This window comes from Luteimonas huabeiensis HB2, from assembly GCF_000559025.1.
Lineage (GTDB): Bacteria > Pseudomonadota > Gammaproteobacteria > Xanthomonadales > Xanthomonadaceae > Luteimonas > Luteimonas huabeiensis.
In genome coordinates, this window is sequence record NZ_JAAN01000058.1 from 1 (window position 1) to 590 (window position 590).

The 590-nt window shown below is 64.2% G+C and carries 1 pseudogene; it reads right to left on the reverse strand.

Features of this window, described 5'->3' with window-relative positions:
• Positions 1-590 (reverse strand): annotated as a pseudogene (locus tag Z164_RS0119315) (copper oxidase); the annotation flags it as partial.

The following is a 590-nucleotide window of genomic DNA, read 5'->3' on the forward strand; positions in this document are numbered from 1 at the left end:
TGACGGCGAGCGTGCCGCTGACGTAGCCGGTACGGCCGCTGTCCTGGGCGAAAATGGTGAACGCATCCTGCCCGGTGGGTTCGACGATGACGTCGAAGGTCTCGGCGGTGGCGATGCGGAGCTCGTCGACCGAAACCGGATGCACGTACTGTCCATCGGCTGCGACCACGGTCATCTTCAGGCCCGGGATCCGCACGTCGAAGTACGTCATCGCGGAGCCGTTGATGAAGCGGAGGCGGACCTTCTCGCCCGACCGGAACAGCCCGGTCCAGTTGCCGAGCGAGGTCATGCCGTTCATGAGGTAGGTGTAGGTGTTGCCGTTGACGTCCGACAGGTCGGTCGGCGTCATCCGCATCCGGCCCCACATCTTGCGGTCTTCGACCGTGGCGGCCAGGCCGTGCTGTTTCACGTCGGCGAAGAAGTCGCCAACCGTCCGCTTGGAGAAGTTGTCGAAATCCGACCGCTTCTTGAGCCGGGCAAACAGGCGCTTCGGATCGAGGTCGGTCCAGTCGCTGAGCATGACCACGTAATCGCGGTCATAGGCGAAGGGCTCGGGCTCCAGCGGCTCAATCACCAGCGGCCCGTAGAGG